Source organism: Streptomyces sp. NBC_01233 (genome assembly GCF_035989305.1).
GTDB lineage: Bacteria > Actinomycetota > Actinomycetes > Streptomycetales > Streptomycetaceae > Streptomyces.
Map to the genome: position 1 here is coordinate 7,430,831 of NZ_CP108514.1, position 16,739 is coordinate 7,447,569.

Consider the following 16,739-nt stretch of genomic DNA (forward strand, 5'->3'; position numbering starts at 1 on the left):
GGCTGCCGGGGACCGTACGGTTCACGCCGTCTCTGGCCGACACCCACCGATTCCTGGTGTGCGACTGTTAAGTTGATCACGACTTATGTGACGCAGGGGGAACCAATAATGGCGCCGCACGCCTTCCGCCAAGATGGCATTACGTCTTCACTCGGCATTCATTCCTGTTGTACCTCGCTGGAGTTCCAGGTGTGATCGCAGGCCGAACCGGCTGCTTCCCTGGCTAACCCTTCCGATCGACCGACCGGCACGGGATTCTCCCTGCCCTCCGATCGGCATGCCCGCTCTCCGCCCGGCGCCCCTGGCGGGCAGGCCGTGGCGGAGATGTACGCACGCAACGCTCGCCGCTGAGCCACGCCCTGATTCAGGCCATCGCTGCCCGAGTCCGGACTGCGCCTGCGCGCGGCTTCCACCGGAAAGGCCCACTCTCATGGATACGGCGGTCCCGCCGCACCTGCGACATCAGCTGCTCGAAGACCTCTTCACCGAACAGGTCCGCCGCAGCCCCGACGCCCTCGCCGTGATCGACGGCGAAACCCGGCTGACCTACTCCGAACTGCACGAGCGCGCCGGGCTGCTGGCGGCCGGACTCGCCGCCCGCGGTGTGGGCCGCGAGACCCTCGTGGCCATGGCCTTCCCGCGGTCGGCGGAAGCGGTGGTGTGCACCCTGGCCGTCGTCCTCGCCGGCGGCGCCTACCTGCCCGTCAACCCGGGGTTCCCCGGCGAGCGCCTGCGCATGATGCTGGAGGACTGCGGGGCCGACCTGCTGGTGTGCGCGCCCGGTCTGGAGGACACACTGGGCCCGGCGGTCCCGGAGGGGATGCGGACCGCCACGCCTGACACCCTGGTCGCCGAGGGCCGGCTGGCCGGCCGTACCGCGCCGGCCGCCGCCGCGCCGCGGCCGCAGGACCGCTCCCCGCTGGCGTACGTGATGTTCACGTCCGGATCCACCGGGCGCCCCAAGGGGGTGCTGGTGGAACAGTCCGGCATCGTCCGGCTGGTCAGGGACAGCGACTTCTACCGGTTCACGCCGCAGGACCGGCTGCTGCTGACGGGGGCCCTGGAGTTCGACGCAGCGACCTTCGAGATCTGGGGCTGCCTCCTCAACGGAGCGACGCTGTGCGTGGCGGACACCGAGACGCTGCTCGTCGCCTCCGCCCTGAAGCAGACCCTCCGCGAGCACGCGGTCTCCGTGATGTGGATGACCGCGCCGCTCTTCAACCAGACGGTGGACACCGATCCGGAGGTCTTCGCCGGCCTGGGCGCCGTCCTGGTCGGCGGCGACGTGCTCTCGGTACGGCACGTCCGGGCCCTGCAGGCCGCGCATCCGGGCCTGCGGATCATCAACGGCTACGGTCCCACCGAGAACACCACCTTCACCACCACCCACGAGATCGGGACCGACGAGCCCGGTGCCTTCCCGATCGGCCGTCCCGTCGCGGGCACCACCGTGCTCGTCCTCGACGGGTCCGGAGCCCCGGTGCCGCAGGGTGCGCAGGGCGAGCTCTACACCGGCGGAGCCGGTCTGGCCCGCGGCTACCTGGGCAGCCCGGAACTCACGGCGCAGCGATTCGTCACCATCGGCGGCGAGCGGTACTACCGCACCGGCGACCGCGTCAGCACCGACGCGCAGGGCCTGCTGCACTTCCACGGGCGCGTCGACGACCAGGTCAAGATCCGGGGCCACCGGGTCGAGGTCAAGGAGGTCGAAGCGGTCCTGCTGGGCTGCCCCGGCGTCCGTGACGCCTGTGTGACCGTCGCCGCCGACGAGGGCGGGAAGCACCTCGTGGGACACGTCGTCCTCGCGGACGGCGCCACCGCGGCCGGTGTGGGCGAGGAGCTCGCCGCCCGCCTCCCCGAGTACCTGCGGCCCGACCACCTCGTGGTCATGGACCGGCTGCCGCTCAACGCCAACGGCAAGGTGGACAAGGCCGCGCTCCCGTCGCCCGCCCCGTCCGCCCGCGCCAGCGCACCCGACGGCACGGCCCTCGCGGGCCTCCCGCCGGGAATGCGCTCCCTCGCCGTGCTGTGGGACACCGTGCTGCGCCTGAACGGACGGGCCCTCACCCCGCAGGACGACTTCTTCGCCCTCGGCGGCAACTCCCTCTCCGTCGGTGCGCTCGTCGGCCGGCTCGCCGTCCACGACGGCATCCGGCTCCCGTTCCGCGAGGTGTTCGAACACCGCACGCTCGCGGCGATGGCGGACGCCGTCGGCCGGCACGCCGCCGCACCCGCCGCTGCGCCCGGGCCCAAGTGGCCGCCCGCCCACGTACCCGAGGGAACGCCCACCGTGCTGCACCCGCAGCAGCACGGCATGCACACCCACGCCCAGGTCGCCCCGGCCTCGGTCGCCTACAACATCCCGTTGCGGGTGGACCTGCACGGCCGGCTCACCGCTGCGGAGATCCGGTCCGCCCTCACCGAGCTGGTACGCCGGCACGACGCCCTGCGCACCCGGTTCCGTACCACCCATGAGGGCGTCCGCCAGGAGGTCCGGCCGGCCGAACCGGTCCAGCTCACGGAGTCCGACCTCGCCGCCCATCCGGACGACGCCCGGGTCCTGGCCGACTTCGTGCAGCCCTTCGACCTCGGCACGGCGCCCCTGCTGCGGGCCCTGCTGGTCCGGCTCGACGACACGCGGCACCGGCTCTACCTCGACGTCCACCACATCGTCTTCGACGGGGTCTCCCTGCGCATCCTCGCCGAGGAGCTCACCGAGCTGCTCTCGGGCGGAATCCTGGCCGAGCCCAAGTGGGGCTACGCGGAGGCCTCCCGGTGGTGCGCAGACCGGCTGGCCGACGGCACGCACGCGGCGGACGAGCACTACTGGCTCGGCGTGCTCGCCGACCCGCCCCGGCTGGAACTGCCCACCGACCACCCCCGCCCGCCCGTGCGCGCGGAGGCCGGTGCCGTGGAGCGGCTGCCCTTGACCTCCGAGCGGGCCGGGGCGGTCGCCCGCATCGCGGCCGGCTCGTCCACCACCCCGTACGCCGTGCTGCTGACCGCCTACACCGCCGCGCTGATGCGGCTGTCCGGCCAGCGCGACGTGGTGTGCGGCAGCCCCATGAGCGGCCGGGTCCACCCCGAGGTCGAGCCGGTCGTCGGCATGTTCGTCAACACCGCGGCCCTGCGGCTGACCGTGCCCGGGACGGCGACCCTCGCCGACCTGCTGACCGTCGCGCACGACCGCCACCAGGAGGCCCTGGAGCACCAGGCGTTCCCCTTCGACCAGGTCGTCGCGGGGCTCCGGACGGAGCGGGACACCTCCCGCCTGCCGCTGGTCGACGCCTTCTTCGCCCTGCAGAACATCGACTTCCACACCGTCTCCCGGGAGGGAGTGCGGGCCGACGTGCACCTGCTGCACACCGGCACCTGCCGGTTCGACCTGAACCTCCAGGCGTTCCAGCGGCCCGAGGGCATCGTGCTCGAACTCGAGTACAGCACCGCCCTGTTCGCCGCGTCATCCGCGCAGTACCTGCTCCGCAGTGTGGCCGAGCTCATCGACGATCTCGAACGCTCGCCGCACGCCCCGCTGTCCGGCCGGGTGGAACGACCCACCACGGATACGTCCGCCCACGCCGACTTCACCTTCTAGAAGGACCCCGAATGACCAGCGCACTTCAGGCCCAGCAAGCACTCCTCGCCCACCCCGCGCAGCAGGAGTACTGGGAGACCCGCAGACAGAACTGGACGGAGCCGGTCCAGGTCATCCGTGACCACCTGCGTCCCGGAGCGGGCGAGCCCCGGACGACCGCCGTCACCCTCGAGGCCGACACCGTCACCGCCCTGGACCGCATCACCTCCGGCGACGCCGTCCTCCTGCGCACCGTCGCCGCCACGGCCCTGTCCCTCCTGGCGGCCCGTACCACCGACCGGGACGACGTGGTCGTCTTCGTGCCCGCGCCGTCCGCCCCGGCCGCGGCCCCGGGCGCCGTGGCCAACCGCGCCCTTCCGCTCGACGTCCGGCTGCCGGCCGGTGCCGAGGCCAAGGACGTGCTCCGTGCCGTCCGCGCGGCCTACCTGGAGGCCGCCGGGAACCTCGACGTACCCGTCGCGCACATCCTGGAGCGGAGCGACAGCCGCCCCACCGACTTCATGGCCGACGTGGACGGGGACCTCGGCCCCGAGGACGCCGAACGTGCCGGCACCCCGCTGCTGTTCACCCTCACCACCGGCACGGACGGAGCCCGCGTCGGCCTGCGCTACGACCCCACCCTCTTCACCGAGGAGACCGCCGGCCGGCTGCTGGAGACCTACCGCACCCTGCTGCACACCCTCACCACGGCCCCCGCGACGACGACCGACGAGCTGCGCGCGCCCTCCGCCGCCGACCTCGCCCTCATCGCCGGGTTCAACGACACCGACGCGCCCTTCCCCGAGGACCGGCTGCTGCACTCCTTCCTGGAGCAGGGCGCCCGCGAGAACGGCGAGCGCATCGCCGTCGCCGACAGCTCGGGCACCACGTACGCCCGGCTCAACGCCGACGCCAACCGGCTGGCCCGGACGCTGCGCGGGCGCGGTGTCGGCGCCGGCAGCATCGTCGGGGTCTGCGTACCCCGCTCCGCGGCCATGCTCACCGCCATCTACGCCGTGCTCAAGGCGGGCGGCGCCTACCTGCCGATCGACCCCACCCTGCCGGACAACCGCATCCAGTACCTCCTGGACCACAGCGGCACCGGCCTGGTGCTGGCCACCGCCGAGACCGCGGCCGTCCTCGGCGACCGGCCCGTCCTCGACGTCGCGGACCCGGCCAACCTGGCCACCGACGACAGCGACCTCGACCCCGTCACCGGCCCCGGCGACGCCTGCTACGTGATCTACACGTCGGGTTCGACCGGCAAGCCCAAGGGCGTCGTCGTCGAACACCGCGCCATCGTCAACCGGCTGTGGTGGATGCAGCGCGGCTACCCCCTCGGGTCGGACGACATCATCCTGCACAAGACGCCGTTCACCTTCGACGTGTCGGTGTGGGAGATCTTCTGGTGGTCCCTGGCGGGCGCGGCCGTCGCCACCCTGCCCAACGGTGCGGAGCGGGACCCGGCGCGCATCGCGGACCGGATCGCCGAGAGCCGGGCCACCACCATGCACTTCGTCCCCAGCATGCTGCACGCCTTCCTGACGTACACCCAGGCGTCGGGGACCTCCGGCAGCCTCGGCACCCTGCGCCGGGTGTTCGCCAGCGGTGAGGCGCTCGCCGCCGCCCACGTGGAGCTGTTCCACACCGCTCTCCCGCAGACCCTGCTGGCCAACCTCTACGGGCCCACCGAGGCAGCCGTCGACGTCAGCTGGTTCAACTGCGACAGCCTCGACGCCACCCGGTCGGTGCCGATCGGCCGCCCCATCGACAACATCCGCCTGATCGTCCGCACCCGGGACGGGCGCCTCGCGCCGCTGGGCGTCCCCGGCGAACTGTGCATCTCCGGCGTCGGCCTGGCCCGCGGCTACCTGCACGCTCCCGAACTGACGGCCGACCGGTTCGTAGCCGGCCCCGACGGCTACGGCCGCATCTACCGGACGGGCGACCTGGCGCGCTGGCTGCCCGGTGGCACCCTGGAGTACCTCGGCCGGCTCGACACCCAGGTGAAGATCCGCGGCTACCGGATCGAACTCGGCGAGATCGAACACCTGGCCGGTGGCGCGCCCGGCGTCACCGAGTGCGCCGTGACGGCGGTCGCGGGGGACCGTGGCGAGAAGGCCCTGTGTGCCTACGTGATCGCGGGCCCGGACTTCGACGAAGCCGGTCTGAGGGCGGCGCTGGCCGCCGAACTGCCCTCGTACATGGTGCCGCAGTTCGTCGTCACCGTCCCCGCCATCCCCACCAACCACAACGGCAAGCGCGACGTCTCCGCGCTGCCCGCGCCCCGGCAGCAGAACGACCCCGAACGGGAGTTCACCGAGCCGGCCACGGCGGTGGAACGGCTGCTCGCCGCGACCTGGAGCGACGCCCTCGGAGTGAGCCGGGTCGGCGCCCGGGACAGCTTCTTCGCCCTGGGCGGTGACTCCATCCTCGCCATCCGGGTGGTGGCCGCGCTGCGGCAGGCCGGGTACGAGGTGTCGGTCGGCGAGGTCTTCGCCCACCAGGTGCTGTCCGACCTGGCCGCCGTGGTCCGCCGGGCCGAGCCCGTCGCCGTGGACGCAGCCGCCGTGCCCGCCGATGCCGAACCGGCCCGCGCGTGGCCGGCCTCCGCCCTCCAGCAGGGCATGATCTACCACAGCAGCGTCGAACCGGACGTCCCCGTCTACCACGACATCTTCCGCTACCACGTGGACGTGCCCCGTATCGGTGAGGCCGAACTCCTCTCCGCATGGGGTGACTTGACGCAACGTCACGCCGTTCTCCGGGCCCGTTTCGACCTGGAGTCCTTCGACCGGCCGCACATGGTGGTCGAGGACACCCCGAATCCGCCCGCCGAGGTCGTGGACCTGCGCACCGAGGCCGATCCGCTCGCCGCCGTCGCCGCCTGGGCCGAGGCCGAGAAGGGCCGCCCCGTCGACCCGGCCGGCCCGGGACCCGCGTACCGCGCACGGTTCTTCCTGACCGGTCCCGGCCGCGTCGTCCTCGGGCTGAGCTTCCACCACGCCATCCTCGACGGCTGGAGCGTCGCCTCCCTGGTGGAGGAGTGGGTGCGCGGCTACGGCGACCGGCTGGCCGGCCGCACCACCGCCGCCGCCGCCGTACCCGCGCTGCAGAGCCGCTACGCCGAGTTGGAGGACGCGGCCGAAAGCGATCCGGCGCAGCGCGCGTTCTGGACCACGGAACTGGCCGGCAGCCAGCTCACGGAGGTCCCGAGGCTGGGGGAGGGCGCCCGGGGACAGCAGACGGCCGCCGAAGTCGTCGTCAGCGCCCGCCCGCTCGACGACGGCCTGCTCACCGCGCTGCGCGAGCGCGCCACGCAGTGGTCGGTGCCGCTCAAGAGCGTGTTCCTCGCCGCGCACCTGCGCGTGCAGTCCCTGATCGCCAACCAGTACGACGTCACCACCGGCCTCGTGGCGAACGGCCGCCCCGAAGTGGAGGATGCCGAACACGCCCTGGGCATGTTCCTCAACACCCTGCCCTTCCGGCTGCGGCTGGACCCCGAGCAGAGCTGGCGGTGGCTGGCCGAGCGCTGCTTCGAGCTGGAACAGCGCGTCCAGCCGCACCGCTGGTACCCGCTGCCCGCCATCCAGAAGCTGCACGGCGGCCCGGCCTTCGACGTGCTCTTCAACTTCACCAACTTCCACGTGCACCAGCGGGACGCCGCGGACGCGCCGGACCGCGAGCCGGCCGTCGTCTCGGTGGACTACTTCGAGCAGACCAACGCCCCGCTCGTGGTGTACGTCGGAGCCAACGCCTACGAAGGCGGCTGGGAGTACCGCATCGGTTACGACCCCGGCCAGTTCTCCGCCGAGCAGGTCGACCGCTACCTCGGCTACTACCTGGGCTGCTTCCAGGCCCTCGCAGCCGGCGGCGACACCGCCTGGTCGGACACCGTTCCGCTGTCCGAGGCGGAGCGGGCCGAGCTGCTGCCGGCGCCCGCCCGCCCCGCGGCGCCCGAACTCGAAGGCCACCGCACCCTGGTGGACCGGTTCGAGGCGATGGCGGGCAAGCACCCCGACGCCACCGCCGTCTCCTGCGCCGGCCGCACCCTGACGTACCGGGAACTGGACCGCCGCGCCAACGCCCTGGCCCACCGCTTCGCCGAGCGCGGCGTCCGCCCCGGTGACCTCGTGGCCCTCGCCCTGGACCGCGACCTGGAAATGGTCCTCGCGATCCTGGCCACCCTCAAGGCCGGCGCCGTGTACGTGCCCATCGACCCCGGCTACCCCGAGGACCGCATCCGTACGACGGTCGAGGACGCGGACGTCCGGCTGGTCGTCGCCACCCCCGAGGTGTGCGGCCTCTTCCCCGACCGCGCCACGGTGTCCGGCACCGCCGAGGCCCTGGCGGAACTCGTCGGCGACGGCACCGACCGGGCCCCCGGACACACGCTGACCGCCGAGTCCCCGGCCTACGTCATCTACACCTCCGGATCCACCGGGCGCCCCAAGGGCGTACTGGTCACCCACGGCAACGTGCTGCGCCTGTTCGGCGCGACCGAGCACTGGTACGGGTTCAGCGAGGAGGACACCTGGTCGCTGTTCCACTCCTTCGCCTTCGACTTCTCGGTGTGGGAGCTGTGGGGCGCGCTGCTGTACGGCGGCCGCCTCGTCGTGGTCCCGTACTGGGTGAGCCGTTCGGTGGAGGACTTCGCCGACCTGCTGGTCACCGAGGGCGTGACCGTGCTCAACCAGACGCCGTCGGCGTTCGCCCAGGTCAAGCACGCGATCATGGCTCGGGCCGGGCGTGAAGACGTCCGCCTGCGCCACGTCGTCTTCGGCGGCGAGGCCCTGGACTTCGCCTCGCTCACCGACTGGTTCGCCCATTTCGGCGACTCCCGGCCGCAGCTGGTCAACATGTACGGCATCACCGAGACCACCGTGCACGTCACCTACCGTCCGGTGACCGCGGCCGACACCACCGCCCCGGGCAGCATGATCGGCGAGCCCATTCCGGACCTCGGCATGTACCTGCTGGACCGGGCCGGCCGGCCGGTCCCCGTGGGCACCGTCGGCGAACTCGTCGTGACCGGCGCGGGCGTGGCCTGCGGCTACCTCGGCCGGCCCGAGGAGAACGCCAAGCGGTTCGTCGAACTGGACCTCGGCCACGGACCCGTCCGGGCGTACCGCTCCGGCGACCTGGCCCGGCGGATGCCCGGCGGCGAGGTCGAGTACCTGGGCCGCGGCGACGCGCAGGTCAAGATCCAGGGCTACCGCATCGAGACGGGCGACATCGAGGCCGCGCTGACCTCCCACCCCGGGGTCGACTCCTCCCTGGTGCTGGCCTTCACCCGGCGCACCGGGGGCAAGGCCCTGGCCGGGTACTACGTGCCCGCGTCCGGTGAACCGGTCGACGCCGCAGAGCTGCGCGCCCACCTCGCCGACAGACTGCCCGGGTATATGGTGCCCAGCTTCCTGATCGAGGTGGAGCAGTGGCCCCTGACCATCAACGGCAAGACCGACCGGCGGGCCCTGCCCGACCCGGAGGAGCACCTGGCCGCTGCCGCCCATGCGTACGCCGCACCGCGTGACCACGTGGAGTCCCGGCTGGCCGCCGTCTGGCAGGACGTCCTGGGCGTGCCCAGGGTCGGCGTCGACGACACCTACCACGGGCTCGGCGGTGACTCCCTGCAGGGCATCCGGCTGGTCGGGGCCCTGCGCAGGGCCGGCTTCGAGGTGGCGCTGAACGACCTGTTCCGCGTCCAGACCATCCGTGCGCTCACCGACCAGGGCCTCATCGCCGCGGCCGCCCACAGCGCCGACGAGGCCCCGAGCCGGCCCTTCGACCTGCTTCCGGAGAAGGACCGGGACGCGGTCCCGGCCGGGGTGGAGGACGCCTACCCGGCCACCCGGCTCCAGCTGGGCATGATCTTCCACACGGAGACCGACCCCGCCCAGGCCGTCTTCCACGACCTGATCCGCTACCGCATCGACCTCCCCTTCGACCAGGAGGTGCTCCAGGACCTGCTGACGGCCGTGGTCGACGAGCACGAGATCCTCAAGACCTCCTTCGCACTCACCGGGTACAGCGTGCCCCTGCAGCTCGTGCACGAGAAGGGACAGGTCAACCTCACCGTCCACGACCTCTCGCACCTGGGCGAGGCCGCCCGCGACGCCGCCGTCGACGCGTGGTTCGAAGCGGAGAAGAGCACCGGCTTCCTGTGGAGCGCGCCCACCCAGATGCGCTTCTTCGTGCACCGGGCCTCCGCCGGCTCCTTCCACCTGTCGGTCAGCTTCCACCACGCCGTCATCGACGGCTGGAGCTTCTCCGGTCTGATGGCCCGCCTGCTGGAGGACTACCGCAGGGTGCTCGCCGGACAGCCGCGCACCGCGCCGGCGCCCGCACCGCTCGCCTACCGCGACTACGTACGCCTGGAGCTGGCCGCCCAGCACGACAGTGCCGCCCGCGCGTACTGGACCGGCCTGCTGGACGGAGCCGGCTACACCAAGCTGCCGCGCCTGCCCGAACCCGGCGCCCGCTGGGCGGAGGCCGAGCTGCTGCTCGACGAGTCGCGCTACGACCAGCTGGCCGAGCTCGCCGCCCGCCACCAGGTGTCCGTGAAGGACGTCTGCCTGGCCGCCCACTTCCGGGCCCTGTCGCTGATCACCGGCACCGAGGACGTGACCACCGGCGTCTTCGGCCACGGCCGGCCCGAACACGTGGACGCCGAGCGCATGGTGGGGCTGTTCCTCAACATCGTGCCGCTGCGCGCCCGGACCGGCGGCTCCTGGCCGGAGCTCCTCGCGGACGTCAACCGCATCGGTCACGAGCACCTGCCGCACCGGCGCTACGCGTACGCCTCCATCCAGCAGGCCATGGGCGGCCGGCGCCTGGTGGAGACGGCGTTCAACTTCGTCAACTTCAGCGCCTACGCCGACCGGCTCGGCGCGGACGGCGGACAGGTGATCGGCGACCTGAAGTGGTTCGAGCACTCGGACTTCGCGCTGCTGGTGACCTTCAACGCCGACCTGTTCACGCGCCGGATGCGGGTCAACTTCAACGCGGCGGCCTCCGTTCTCGGCCGGGCAGCGGTACGGGACGTCGCCGAGGTCTACGAGGCGGTCCTGGCAGAACTGCTCGGCGACGAGGCGGCGGGGAACCGCACCGCCGGGCCGCTCGCGCGGCTGCCCCGGCCCGCGCACGCGGCCCCCGACGGCTACGACCGCGGCAACGCGGCGCTGCCGGCCCGGGTCGAGGGCGCGGAACGCATCGACCCCGCGGCGCTGGACGCGCTCGTCAGCAGGATCTGCGGGGATCCGGACGCCGTCGGCACGCTGGACTCGCTGACCGCGCTGCGGCTGGCCACGGCCGTACGCGACACCTTCGGCGTCAGCGTGCCGCTGCGCCTGCTGCTCGACGGCGGCGTCGCCGTCCTGGGCCGGTGAAGAAAACGATGATGCGTGCGACGTTCTCGACGATCCTGCTGAGCTCGCTCGGCTCGACGGTGCTGTGGCTGCTCCTGGTGCCCAGCTTCGCGGCCCAGACCCACTCCGACTCGCTGGTGGGGCTGCTGGGCATGGAGCGCCAGGTGCTGGGCGTGGTGGGCGCCCTGCTGGTCGGCGTATGGGCCGACCGCGGGCTGATCCACCGGAAGTTCGCCCTGCTCCAGGGCCTCCAGCTGGTCCTGGCGGTCGTGTTCCTGCTCACGACCTGGCTGGGCACGGCCGGTCCGGACTTCGTCCTGGTGTGGACGGCGGTGCGGTTCGCCCTGGTGGGCGCGAGCTCGGTGCTGGCCTACCGGCTGCTCGCCGACGTCTCCGGCTCCAGCTCGCAGGGCGCCGTGCTGCAGATGGTGACCTCACCGCAGGGCGCCATGGTGTTCGCCGCCGTGATCTGCGCGGCCGTACCGGCGTGGACCGCCCGGACCCTCGTGGTGGCGCTCGTCTTCGACCTCGCCGCCTCGGTGCTGGTGCTGTCGCTGCTGGCCCCCCGGCTGGAGCGGCCCGGGGCACCGGGCGAGCCGGGGGCCCCGGGCACGGGCGGGTTCGACCTCGGCTGGGGCAATGTCCTCGCACGCGGGGCGGACGCCGTCAAGAGCTACTGGCTGCCCCGGCTCTGGCCCTGGAACCTGCTCCAGATCGGCTTCCTGGTCAGCCTCTCCGGGATGATGGTCTACGCGAGCGTGCTCGCCGAGGCCCAGGACCTGGTGCCGACGGGGATCGCCTTCTCCGGTGCGTGGTTCTTCTACGGCCTGGCATTCTGGGTCACCGCTCCGCTGCTGCGCCGGCCCGCCCTCGCCCAGCGCTGGGCGCTGGTGTTCGCCGCGGTCCTGACCGGCTGCGGCGTGGTCAGCGCGGTGTCGGGCCGGTCCGCCTTCGCCGTGCACATGGCCCTGTACGTGGTGCTGACCTTCGTCAACGCCTACTGGATCCACTTCACGAACGCCCGGATCCTGGAACCGGCCCCCGCGGACCGGCTCGGACAGGTCAGGGCGAGCATGATCTTCTATCTGGGTGTGGTGTTCGGCCTCGGTGAGCAGTTCGTCGGCCTGCTGCTGGAGATTCCCTCCGGTCTGCTGCTGCTCGACCTGGTGCACGTGGCCGGCGGCATCGCACTGGCGGGCGCGCTGCTCGTCATCCGTACACGTTCCCGCCGCACCCTGGTGCCGGCGGGATGAGGAAAGGAACTCGCCGGATGTCTCCGGAGGAGATCGTCGACGGCCAGCTCGCCGCCTACAACGCGCGTGACCTGGAGGGTTTTCTCGCCTTCTACGTGAAGGACGTGCCGGTGCACGCCTTCCCGTCGGGTGAGGTGATGGCCGACCGCTCGGGTCCGGCGTTCGCGGAGCGCTACGCCACCCTCTTCGAGTCGAGCCCGGACCTGCACGCGGAACTCGTCTCCCGCGTCACGCACGGCCGCATCGTGATCGACCAGGAACGCGTCACCGGCTTCATGGGCGGCGAGGCCCGATCGGCCGTCGCGATGTACGAGGTCGGCCCGGACCGCATCGAGAAGGTGTGGTTCGTGGTCTGACGACCGGTCCGGCCGGGGCCGCCGGTGATCCGGGGCCGCCGCGGCGGCCCCGGGAGGCGCCGGGGAGAGCGGGATCGAAGCTCTCCGCGGCGCCTCCGGGCACTCCGGGTGCGGTCCTTCGGGCCCGCCGCCGGGACGCGGGTCCCGCACCGGCCCCCGGGGACACGACTACGACCCCGCCACCACCGCCCCCACCCAGGCCCCCACCACCAGCAGGCACGCGAAGAGCTCCACCAGCACGCTGGTCCCCACCGCCCGCATCACCGCCCGTACCGACGCCCACGCCTCGCCGTGCGTCCCCAGGCGCTGCCGCTCGCAGAGGTAGATGCCGCCCACGAAGCCCGGGACCGTTCCCAGTACGGGGACCAGGACGAAGCCCAGTACCGCGCCGGCCCCCGCGAACACCGCCGTCCGGGGGGTGATCCCCAGCCCCCGCACCTGCCGCGGCGGCAACTGCCACTTCACCACCTGGACCACCAGCAGCAGGGCCGTCGCCGAGACGAGCAGGGACCACGCCAGCGCCGACCGCACGTGCAGCGCCCACCACAGCAGCCCCGCCCACACCAGCCAGGTGCCCGGCACACCCGGGACCAGCACCCCCAGTACCCCGAGCAGCAGCACCAGCCCCACCAGGAGCAGCTGAGGCAGATCCATCTGCTCAGCCTGACCGACCAGGGCCTATCGGGCCACCCAGCCCCGTTCGTAGGCGTGCCAGCCCAGCTGCAGGCGTGTCGTCACCCCGGACAGTTCCATCAGGCCCTTGACGCGCCGCTGCACCGTCCGCAGACCCAGCTCCAGGTGCTTCGCCACGCTCGCGTCCGTCATGCCCGCCAGGAGGAGGGACAGGATCTCCAGGTCCGTGGAGTCCGGGCAGCCGTCGGACTCCTCCGCCGAGCCGGTCGGCCCCAGCCGCAGCGGCAGCGACTCCCGCCACACCGCCTCGAACAGGCCCGTCAGGGACTCCAGCAGCCCCGACGCGTGCACCACCAGCGCCGCCGGCTCCGCGCCGCGGACCGTCAGCGGAACCATCGCGAGCGTCCGGTCCGCGATCACCAGCTTCGTCGGGACCTGCCCGGTCACCCGGACCTGCTCGCCCCGGGCCAGGGCCGTGGAGGCCTCCCGGATCCCGCTCGGCAGGGTCAGCACCTCCCGCTCGATCACCACCCGGTAGTCGACACCGCGGACGCAGGCCCGGTCCTCGGCCTCGTTGTCCGTCCCGGTCACCACCTGCGGCCGGCCGCTGACCAGCGCGCACACCTCCTTCTCGGCCCCCAGCTGGATCTGGCGGAAGCGGTGCGCCACCGCGCTCGCGCCCTGCACCACCTCCACGAGGTCGTGCACCGCCGGCTCGGCCGCTTCCGCCCGGTACTCCTCCGCCAGCAGCGCCGCCGCCAGTTCCGCCTGCTCCAGCTCGTGCCGCTGCTGGGTCAGCAGGGCCCCGAGCGCGACCCCGGGCGGGGCCGCCACCCAGCGTCCGGGCCGGGCCGAGGACTGCGCCGCGAGCCCGTGCCGCTCCAGGTGGCGCAGGGCCCGTTCGGTCTGCGGCACCGGCAGCGTCAGCCGGTGCGCGAGGTCGGGTACCTCCGCCGCACCCAGCGCCACCAGCACGCGGTACGCCGACTCCTGCCCCTCGTCGAGGCCTATGGCACCCAGCAACCCGTCCACCACCTTTCGACACAGCGCCTGGCGGGAAGCGGCCACGGCGCAAACCCGCCGCGGACATCATCGCCGCACCCCCCGCCCCTCTGCCAAGGTGGCGCCACCGCAGCACCAACATCCGCTGGCCAGAAGCCATTTACGCGGCAGCTTTGCCGTGCAATGCAGCAGTTGGCCGGAATTCACCTGGGGAGAGCGATGCGCCCGATATCGCGTACGGCACTTGGGGCGGCCACCGCGGCCGTCCTTGCCGTCACCGCCGTCGGCCCGTCGACGGCGCAGCCGGTCGACGGAGCACCTGGAGCGGGAAAGAGACCACTCGTCGGGAGCGAGGCGGCCGGAAAGCAGCCCACGGCCCCCGTCACCGTCACCCTCGTCACGGGTGACCGGATCCTGGTCTCCACGGACGCGGCCGGCCGGCCGCCACCGTGATGCCGCGCGAGGACGGTTCGCAGCCGCTCGTGCAGACGAGGCAGTCCGGCAAGGACCTGTACGTGTACCCCGAGAGTGCGGTCAAGGCGCTCGCCGCGGGCCGGGCCGACCACGAGCTCTTCAACGTCACCGGCCTCGTCCGGCAGGGCTACGACGACGCGCACACCAAGAAGCTCCCGCTCATCGCGGTCTACGACGGTTCCGTGAACGTGGCGCGCAGCGCCCCGCCCGCGCCCCGCGGCGCGGACCGCTCGCTCGTCCTCGGCTCCATCGGCGCCGTCGCGCTCTCCGCCGACAAGGAGCAGGCCGCTGCCTTCTGGGCCGACGTCACCGGTACGGACGCCCGCGCGCGCTCCGTCTCGGGCGGGCTGAAGAAGCTGTGGCTGGACGGCAAGGTCCGGGCGAACCTGGAGCGCTCCAGATCTCCGAGCTGAAGGCCGTCGGCGGCCCGGTCCTGCACCCGATCACGGCTTCCACCGGCAGCGACAACCTCGACGGAACCGGCAGTGCCCCGCTGGTCGACGCCGGCTCCGGCACCCCCGAGGAGCTCGCCGCCGCCGGCGCCAAGGACGCGGTCGTCCTGGTGAAGGCGGTGGACGGCGCGCTGTACGAGGTCGCGCGGAACGCCGAGGCCGCCGGCGCCAAGGCGGTGCTCGCCCACCGCGAGGCCCCGGGCCGCTGGGTCGCCTTCACCGGCTACGCGGGCGGCGCGCTGCCCACGATGGCCATCGAGGCCGCCGAGGGGCAGGCGCTCCTGGCCCGGCTGAAGACGGGGCCGGGCAGGAGTCCGCCGAACGGGCCGAACGGACCACGCTCGCCTACGGCGTGACCGTACGGCGCCGCCCAGGACCACAGCCTGCGGTTCGGCACCGCGCCCGCGGTCCACCGCCGGCCCGGCGATCCCGGCTCGGCGCAAGTCCCGCCGCGCGTACGAGAACCGCGTTGACCTCTGTACCGATGTTCCCCAAGGCCGATTTCGTGCGTTCGGCGTTTTCCGCCCGTGCGGGGGGCCGAGAATGGGGACATGAGTCAGCAGGGCGCGGACGACTGGTGGCAGAAGCTCTACGAGGATCCGGACGCCGGGCCGGAAGCCGACCCGGGGGACACCCTGGACAACCGGTTCCGCTCGGCGGCGGGGGTGACGGCGGACCCGGCCGTACCCGCGTCACCGCCTCCGCCGGAGCGGGAGTGGGAGTGGGGGCCGGAGCAGGCGCCGGAGCGGGGGCCGCTGCCGGGCCCGCGACCGGCTGTGGCCCCGGACGCGGGCCTGCCCGCCCGGCCGCCGGTGGCGGACGCGTTCCGGCGGGACGGCGGCCCACCGGGGCCGGTTCCGATGCGGGACGCCGGGCCCGGCGACCCGGGCCGGACACAGCCGCTGCTTCCGGGCCCGCGCCCGGCTCCGGAGCCACCGCCCGCGCCGGAAGTGCCGTCGCCCCGCGAGCGGTACGTCCCGCCGCCGCCCCCGCCGGTGCTTCCGGGCCCGCGCCCGGCCCCGGAGTCCCCGCCCGAAGCGGAACTGCCGTCACCCGCCGAGCGGTACGCCCCGCCACCCCCGCCTCCGCCTACTGCCTCGGCCCCGCCTCCGCCCGGTGCCCCGCCACAGCCTTCGCCTACGGCCTCGGCGCAGCCTTGGGCGCCGGCTCCGCCCGCACCTTTGGCCCCGTCTTCGGCACCGGCATCAGCCCCGCATGCGGCCTCGACTCCGCCGGCGCCCCCGGCTCCGCCTTCCACTGGGCCTGCGGCCTCGGCCGCGCCTTCGTCTGCGGCCCCGCCCTCGGCCTCGTCACGGCCTTCCCCCGATGCTTCGGCCCCGCCTTGGGGCTCGGCACAGCCTTCGGCGCCGGCGCAGCCGCCGGCACCGCCTCCACCCTCGGCGCCGGCACCGCCTGTGCTACCGCTTCCGCTTCCGCCACCGCCGCCTGCGTCTGCGGCTTCACCCACGGCCTTGCCACGGCCTTCGCCTGAGGCCTCGGCCCCGCCTTGGGGCTCGGGACAGCCTGCGGCCTCGGGCCCGCCTTCGTCTGCGGCCCCGCCTGCGTCAGCGGCCTCGGCCCCGCCTACGCCCCCGGGCCCGCCCGCGCCCCCGACGTCGCCCTCGGCC

Annotated in this window: 10 protein-coding genes; 8 read left to right on the top strand and 2 right to left on the bottom strand. The window is 73.4% G+C overall.

Features of this window, described 5'->3' with window-relative positions:
• Window positions 1–430: 430 nt before the first annotated feature.
• The 4 genes from OG332_RS34840 to OG332_RS34855 are packed head-to-tail and all read left to right on the top strand — an operon-like array spanning window position 431 to window position 12,550.
• A complete protein-coding gene (locus tag OG332_RS34840) occupies window positions 431–3,595 on the top strand; it encodes an amino acid adenylation domain-containing protein (RefSeq protein WP_327417175.1) in 3,165 nt (1,054 codons plus the stop codon).
• An 11-nt stretch (window positions 3,596–3,606) separates the two neighbouring features.
• Window positions 3,607–10,962 carry a non-ribosomal peptide synthetase gene (locus OG332_RS34845; RefSeq protein ID WP_327417176.1) on the top strand — a complete coding sequence of 2,452 codons (7,356 nt, stop codon included), beginning with the start codon at window positions 3,607–3,609 and terminating at the stop codon, window positions 10,960–10,962.
• A gap of 8 nt (window positions 10,963–10,970) precedes the next feature.
• Window positions 10,971–12,194: a hypothetical protein gene (locus OG332_RS34850; protein ID WP_327417177.1), complete on the top strand. Its 1,224-nt coding sequence runs from the start codon at window positions 10,971–10,973 to the stop codon at window positions 12,192–12,194.
• A gap of 17 nt (window positions 12,195–12,211) precedes the next feature.
• On the top strand, window positions 12,212–12,550 hold the full coding sequence (locus OG332_RS34855) for a nuclear transport factor 2 family protein (RefSeq protein WP_327417178.1): 339 nt from the start codon (window positions 12,212–12,214) through the stop codon (window positions 12,548–12,550).
• 168 nt (window positions 12,551–12,718) lie between these two features.
• Here the strand turns inward: OG332_RS34855 and OG332_RS34860 are convergent, their stop codons facing one another.
• Together OG332_RS34860 and OG332_RS34865 are read right to left on the bottom strand one after the other, a co-directional pair.
• Window positions 12,719–13,204, bottom strand: coding sequence for a DUF456 domain-containing protein (locus tag OG332_RS34860; RefSeq protein WP_327417179.1), 486 nt, complete (start codon window positions 13,202–13,204; stop codon window positions 12,719–12,721).
• Window positions 13,205–13,228: 24 nt separating this feature from the next.
• Entirely contained in the window at window positions 13,229–14,206 is a 978-nt protein-coding gene (locus OG332_RS34865; RefSeq protein WP_327419476.1) for a helix-turn-helix domain-containing protein, read from the bottom strand.
• Between the two features lie 198 nt (window positions 14,207–14,404).
• Here OG332_RS34865 and OG332_RS34870 point away from each other — a divergent pair, with 198 nt between their 5' ends.
• The 4 genes from OG332_RS34870 (at window position 14,405) to OG332_RS34885 (ending at window position 16,603) form a co-directional block, all read left to right on the top strand.
• A complete protein-coding gene (locus OG332_RS34870) occupies window positions 14,405–14,638 on the top strand; it encodes a hypothetical protein (protein WP_327417180.1) in 234 nt (77 codons plus the stop codon).
• Window positions 14,639–14,667: 29 nt separating this feature from the next.
• The gene (locus OG332_RS34875) at window positions 14,668–15,072 is read left to right on the top strand and encodes a hypothetical protein (RefSeq protein ID WP_327417181.1); all 405 of its coding nucleotides are present in this window, start codon (window positions 14,668–14,670) and stop codon (window positions 15,070–15,072) included.
• Window positions 15,018–15,467: a PA domain-containing protein gene (locus OG332_RS34880; protein ID WP_327417182.1), complete on the top strand. Its 450-nt coding sequence runs from the start codon at window positions 15,018–15,020 to the stop codon at window positions 15,465–15,467. Before OG332_RS34875 ends, OG332_RS34880 begins: the two co-directional genes overlap by 55 nt.
• Before the next feature lie 800 nt (window positions 15,468–16,267).
• The gene (locus OG332_RS34885) at window positions 16,268–16,603 is read left to right on the top strand and encodes a hypothetical protein (protein ID WP_327417183.1); all 336 of its coding nucleotides are present in this window, start codon (window positions 16,268–16,270) and stop codon (window positions 16,601–16,603) included.
• Window positions 16,604–16,739 lie beyond the last annotated feature (136 nt).